The organism is Bacillus sp. XF8 (assembly GCF_017498755.1).
GTDB lineage: Bacteria > Bacillota > Bacilli > Bacillales > Bacillaceae_G > Bacillus_A > Bacillus_A bingmayongensis.
The window spans coordinates 1-5861 of the sequence record NZ_JAGDQK010000082.1; the positions used below are offsets into that span (position 1 = coordinate 1).

10 protein-coding genes are annotated in these 5861 nt (G+C 33.1%); 5 read left to right on the forward strand and 5 right to left on the reverse strand.

The window, feature by feature from the left end; all coding sequences use genetic code 11:
- Positions 1-825: 825 nt before the first annotated feature.
- Positions 826-1302, forward strand: a complete 477-nt coding sequence (locus J4P91_RS28020) for a hypothetical protein (RefSeq protein ID WP_207996701.1) — start codon at positions 826-828, stop codon at positions 1300-1302.
- A gap of 76 nt (positions 1303-1378) precedes the next feature.
- Here J4P91_RS28020 and J4P91_RS28025 read toward each other — a convergent pair whose 3' ends face one another.
- From J4P91_RS28025 to J4P91_RS28045, 5 genes are all read right to left on the reverse strand, one after another.
- Positions 1379-1705: a hypothetical protein gene (locus tag J4P91_RS28025; RefSeq protein WP_207996702.1), complete on the reverse strand. Its 327-nt coding sequence runs from the start codon at positions 1703-1705 to the stop codon at positions 1379-1381.
- Positions 1706-1852: 147 nt separating this feature from the next.
- Positions 1853-2458 (reverse strand): hypothetical protein, encoded by a 606-nt coding sequence (locus tag J4P91_RS28030; RefSeq protein WP_207996703.1) that lies wholly within the window; start codon positions 2456-2458, stop codon positions 1853-1855.
- Between the two features lie 73 nt (positions 2459-2531).
- Positions 2532-2993: a stress protein gene (locus J4P91_RS28035; RefSeq protein ID WP_207996704.1), complete on the reverse strand. Its 462-nt coding sequence runs from the start codon at positions 2991-2993 to the stop codon at positions 2532-2534.
- A 23-nt stretch (positions 2994-3016) separates the two neighbouring features.
- Positions 3017-3496 carry a PH domain-containing protein gene (locus tag J4P91_RS28040; protein ID WP_207996705.1) on the reverse strand — a complete coding sequence of 160 codons (480 nt, stop codon included), beginning with the start codon at positions 3494-3496 and terminating at the stop codon, positions 3017-3019.
- A gap of 139 nt (positions 3497-3635) precedes the next feature.
- Entirely contained in the window at positions 3636-4433 is a 798-nt protein-coding gene (locus J4P91_RS28045; protein ID WP_207996706.1) for a ribonuclease, read from the reverse strand.
- 312 nt (positions 4434-4745) lie between these two features.
- Between J4P91_RS28045 and J4P91_RS29535 the strand changes: the two genes are divergently transcribed.
- The 4 genes from J4P91_RS29535 (at position 4746) to J4P91_RS28065 (ending at position 5784) form a co-directional block, all read left to right on the forward strand.
- Positions 4746-4877: a hypothetical protein gene (locus tag J4P91_RS29535; protein WP_279538735.1), complete on the forward strand. Its 132-nt coding sequence runs from the start codon at positions 4746-4748 to the stop codon at positions 4875-4877.
- A gap of 147 nt (positions 4878-5024) precedes the next feature.
- Entirely contained in the window at positions 5025-5210 is a 186-nt protein-coding gene (locus tag J4P91_RS29280; RefSeq protein ID WP_243764055.1) for a hypothetical protein, read from the forward strand.
- Positions 5211-5417: 207 nt separating this feature from the next.
- Positions 5418-5582 carry a Fur-regulated basic protein FbpA gene (fbpA, locus tag J4P91_RS28060; RefSeq protein WP_207996707.1) on the forward strand — a complete coding sequence of 55 codons (165 nt, stop codon included), beginning with the start codon at positions 5418-5420 and terminating at the stop codon, positions 5580-5582.
- A gap of 34 nt (positions 5583-5616) precedes the next feature.
- The gene (locus tag J4P91_RS28065) at positions 5617-5784 is read left to right on the forward strand and encodes a hypothetical protein (protein ID WP_207996708.1); all 168 of its coding nucleotides are present in this window, start codon (positions 5617-5619) and stop codon (positions 5782-5784) included.
- Positions 5785-5861: the final 77 nt, after the last annotated feature.

Sequence of the window (5861 nt, forward strand, 5' to 3'; positions counted from 1 at the left end):
TTCCTATGATTCTACAGAAAGAATAGCGTATTTTTTTATTTTAGGGGGTATTTTGTTTTGTTAGCTTGATAGCGATGTGGCGGTACCCCAACTAGAGGATTACAATTATTTTTCCCCATTTCTCCTCAAAAATGTATATTGTTATATGATCAGCATGTGTATGATATTCCAGATGAAGATAATGGTGCTTTGTTTTTGAAGAAGGCTAGAGAAATTGATAAATTGAACGAATTATTTTTTTAAATGCTTATAACAATGTATTTTTTAATCAAGTTATAAAGGAAAATTATATTAAGAAAATTCATAATAAATATATAAGTTCTCCAAAAATTAAAGAATTGGAAAGGGAAATCGTTTCTTTTAAATCGCTAGATTCAAAAAATGAACGAAATACTTTTTGTCAAAATAGAGTTAAGAAGGAATTATGATTTTCATGGATGAAATTGTCTAAATATGCAAATACCGTGGAGATTCCATCTCATTTAGGTGGAATCTACAGAACGGAATCAAGAGTTATTAGGGAAGAGTTAAGAAGAAGTGAAGAAAAGTACGGTAAACATACGCCTATATTTAAATAAAAAGACCTATTTAGGTTCTTTTTATTTGAATTTTACTGTTTTGCGAGCGATGGATTAGTGTATTCAGATGAGGTTGTTCACCCTTAAAGCATTCGTTATAGGAGATCCCTGCACATTGTGTGGGGATTTTTAATAAAAAGAGATAGTTTCTTACTAAAAAATAAATATTGAGAAATATACAGATACATTGATAAAACCTTGTCCTTCTAAACTGAAGTGTTATAATTTTAAGAAAGGAGGGAATATTATGAAAAAACCCCTATATTTGTCAACGGTTACTATACTTTCTTTAGTTTTAATTGGATGTTCAACAACTGAAAATACAAGTTCTTCGAAACCCTCAACAACAGAACAGAGTGAAAAGTCAGGAAAATATTTATCTTTAGACTCTAAAGAAATACAGTCGATAAAATTAACTAGAGCAGAAGATAATAAAACTTCCAAAGCTGAAACAGACAACGAAGAGTTAATAAAAGAATTTAATAAGGCGATCCAAAGTAGTACAGCTAGTAAAATAGATTTAAAAAAGCAAAAAGAAAATTCTTCAGTGTACTCAAATATGACAGTTACATTCAAAGATGATTCTCAAAAAGAATTTTTAGTTTGGAATGAAAATAACAATCAAATTTTAATAACAAAAAATACGAATGAGGAATCTACACAAGGGATAAAACTTACCCAGGAAACTCCTAAAATAGTAACCAAATTTTTTAAAAACCCTTAAATAACTAAAAAGTAGGGACAATTCATTTTTTATGAACTGTCTCTACTTTAAAAACTCTCAGCTACTTTATTTGTAATTATTTTGACCAGTATGTTGTAGCCTGATAATGTACTCTATATTTTTTACTTGAATCTTTGTAAAACATCCACTCTTCTTTCCTTACATTTTTCCCAGCGGCTTTACCAGTATAAGTATTATGTACCACATAATAACCATCATCCCAATATTCTTGATGGCGAGATAACTTCCAATTAATACCGTTATCTGGTGGTTGTGGATGTACATAATTTGGTTGATCCGCTTTTGCTTCAGTTGTTGCAGCACTAGCTTGACCACTTGGTAGTGATAGCCCGATTGCTATAGAACTAGCTAAAGCGAATTGTAAAATCTTTTTCTTATTCATTTACTACACCCCCCCTAAATGGTAATTAATGGAAATTATATCATTCAACGTAATATCTGTCTACATTAATCGGAAAATTTAAAATGGTTATTTCTAATAAAAAAAGACACCATAAAGGTGTCTTATCAAATCAGTATTTTGTTAAGGTTAATTCCTGGTTGAACCGGTATTTTTTTCGCTTTTCTCTTTAACTTTATCAATATTTTCTTTTACGTCATCTGGAATTGCAACATCAATTTTTCCTTTTGTTTTCTTGTATTCTTGGAATAACATATTTACATTTTGATTAAATGAAATCAAAGATCCAGTTGGGGAATCCATTTGTTCTTTTAAAGAAGTTATAATACCATGCATATTTTTGTATTCGGTGTATAATTCTTCGTATTTTTTAGGTTGTTCTTTGGCAGCTTCAGATACAATTTTTAATTCTTTTTCCATTTTTTCATAGATTGAAGGTATTTGAGAAATCATTGAATCCATGGATGTTCTTTTTTCAGAAAGAGCCTTATTAAAGTCATTACGATTATCAATTGCCTTTGACCAGGCTTGTGAATACTCAGGCAATACAAGATCAGATATAGCACCCATGAATTCGATGCTAACATAATATTTAGTGGCTGATTCTAAATACTGTGCATCTTTTTTCTTTTGTTCTTCTTCTTTTTTCGTATTATTTTGTATTACATTTATGCTTACTAACGCAATAACGATTACCACGAAACCGATAATTCCGGCAATGATTTTTTTGTTCATTTGATTTCCTCCGATGTCTTTAATACTATAGTTTATTTTCTTATACATAATAAAAGCACCCTTTCGAGTGCGACTATTCCACTACTTTATCCATAACACCTTTGTATTTATTAAATTCTTCATCTTTCATATCGCCGTTCATTTGCAGAAGGAAATTACCTTTGGCATATGTATGTGAGAATAACATAGGATTAGAGTTTCCTAATTCATCATAGTACTTCTTAGCTTTCTCTAAATCTTCTTTCTTACTAAATTCAAACACACGGCCGCCTTTATCTTCACCTAACTTCGGTGCAAGGATGCGTTTCCCGTCTTTACGCATGTTACCGAATTCCTTTTGTGGTAAATCCGTAGCATTTTCAGCTTCTAATCCAGCTTTCTTGAATTCGCTAATAAGTGATGTTGTTGTAACTGGCTCTTGTTTCTTTTCTTCTTGCTTTGGTTTTGAGTCTTTTGCAGTTTTTTCGTTAGAACATGCTGCCATTCCCATAACTAAAGTACTACATACTAAAGCTGCTATTAGCTTTTTATTCATTTTTTTGCTTCCTCCAGTATTATTTACTTCAATCTGTCACGAATCGTTTTTAAAAGTGCATCAATATTGTAATCAGGGATGTTTCTGACAGTACGCTTCTTTGTTCCGAACATTTTCTTCATTTCGAAATATAGAATGCCTGTATTCATAAGAGACACGCCAAATGGACCTTGAATAATATCAAAGTCTACTTCCTTAATATCTTTGTATTTAATCAATTCTGCTTCAGCCCCTCCAAATAATCCGCCTTTCATCATTACAAAGTACAGATTATGCTCACCAACAACAATAAAACCTGTTTTCGTAAGCTTAGGATCAGCAACTTCGAAAGCATAAATCTTTTCTTTTGATTTCATAACTTTCTTCAGTGCATCAAAAGCATATTCATAAAGTTTCCGTTCTGTCTTAGGAAGTTCCTTTGAGATCTCTACCATTTCCGTAAGTGTTACGGGGAAATCTATAACTCCGAATCGTTCATCAAGTTTAGTATATTTCTTAGCCATTTGTATCCGCTCCTAAAATGTAAGATTCTCACCACATCATAACAAACAAAGTTACAACATTTTTGTCATATTATGTCGAACAGAAATAAAAAATAGAGAGCATTAGCCCTCTTTGATACAAGGTTAGTATTTTGTTAGATTATTTCCGACTAATTCCTAAACTCGTCTCAACTTCAGTTAAATGAATCGCAGCATTTATTATTTTTTGATCAGATAATTTAACTGACTTTAGCGCTTCATTCATTCTATCATTCATTGGAGCTACACCTTTTAAACCTTGATTTACAGCAGTTGCAGCATTTCCTCTATAATTAGTAGCTAAACCAAACTCAACGCGAAATTTCTCCATTTTTTCTTTTAATGCTGGATCACTTAGCTTTTCAGCATCCTTAAATGCTGTATTTTTATTAGATAGTTCGCTGTATTTACTTGAAATCGACTCCATTTTTTCTTTTAAAGCATTTTTATCAATAGCTGAACTATTTTGGCTTATTTCAGTCCAAGCTGGCTTCCACTCTTGATTCCATATTTCATCATATTCTTTCATCATAGCATCGATTTTAGGTTTGATTTCGTTTTCGTAAGTACCTTTATCGTTATTTACTGCTGTTTTTTGTTGCTCTTGCTTTTTATCTTCCTTATTTTGTTGATTTTTCTTTTCTTCTTGTTTGCTTTGCTCTTCTGAAGGTTTTTTCTCGTCAGTTTTCTTTTGGTCGTTTTGTTTCTTAGCTTCAGCGGCTGTTTCTTTTACCTCTTTATTTTTTGCTGTTTCAGTTTTAGGTTTAGGAGATAGAGATGCGAATACTATAAATAGTGCAAAGCAGGATATCGCAGAAATGACAAGTTTCTTTTTCGCTTTCTTTTTAATCGCAGCAATAATTATCATTACGAGAAGAACAATAGTCGCTAATAAGAATAACATCATTAATCCTTGCATAATAAGACCTCTTTCTTGATATTTCTTAACTTACAGATACATAAATGTAAGATTTCCTGAATAAGCATAACAAACATGGTTACAACTATTTTGTCATATTTTGTCGAAGGAAATAAAAAAAGAGAGCAGAAGCCCTCAAATAGTAGAAATGGCTTCTAATCGCTAAGCAGAATGGCATTAGTTATCAGACTTTCCAATCAAGAGTAAAAACATATAAGTGGAACATAGAAGTGGCAGCGACAACGCCTCCTAATAATACTGGAAGACGTTGTTCAAGTTGACTTGGCTAAAGTAAAAGGAAGGAGAATTGCTATGAAATACAAACCAGTTCCAACATGGGAAGACTACAAAATCGCAGAGAAAAACGGGATTGGCAAAAAGAATGTAGATCAGCGTGTGAATTTAGGGTGGACAATCGAAGAAGCGATTACGAAGCCAATATGAGTTTCATTTCGTCAAAAGTATGCGAAATTTATAACATTAGCAGAAAGTAATGGTATCACATTCCTAACGTTTAGAGCTAGAGTAGAAAAACATAATTGGAACCCAGAAGACGCAGCAACACAACCGGTTATGACAAGAAAAGAAACGGTGCAAAAGTCTAATGCAAAGAAACAAATTATACCAGATGAGATATATAAGAAAGCTCGAAAAAATGGCATTAAAGACAGCACACTGAAGACAAGGGTTTTTGTGCTCGATTGGGATATGGATTTGGCAGCAACTTTACGAGTGAATAAAGGACGTAAAACGAAGAATAGGAAGAAAATTTGTTAGGAGGACAAGCCATGACAACGAAAGAACGGGCGAGATTAAGAGGTTTCTGGACTCACAAACAAACGGGGCAGCATATCGCTGTAACGCGTGTGACGATGTATGGCGGGTTTATGCGAGGAATGTGAACTCGCTAGGACACGAAGTAGGGCCGCAGGAAATCATGTTGATTCGAAATCTAAAGGAAGAATACGTGAAAGGCATGAGGTAATGGACAGGAAACAAATCTACATCGATGTGTTACTACATAAAGGGATTTATAAGGGAGAAGATACAGGACGACAGCTTTATGAAATGGATGAGCAGGAACTTTGGAATCTATTAAAAGGGGATGAAGAGCGATGCAACCAATCGAACATGGAACTTATGAAGTGACTTAGTTGTTAGCAGGATTTAAAGGAGGTAAGTAATGAGAAAAGAAACTGCGGTGCAGGTGCAAAGTGAAATCAAAGTGGTAGAGAGCGAGATTCGTAAGATGGAATATCACTTAGTTGGACTGGATAGTGAGAAACGGAAGACAAAACTGGCATTGGAAGAATTGAAGAATCGGAAGCAAGAATTGAAGGGTTATTTATAAGGTTCTGGTGCAAAAACTTTAATATATGTGTAAGTAATCTCTAACACTTGGACATACTGATCCTATTACTCTAGAAA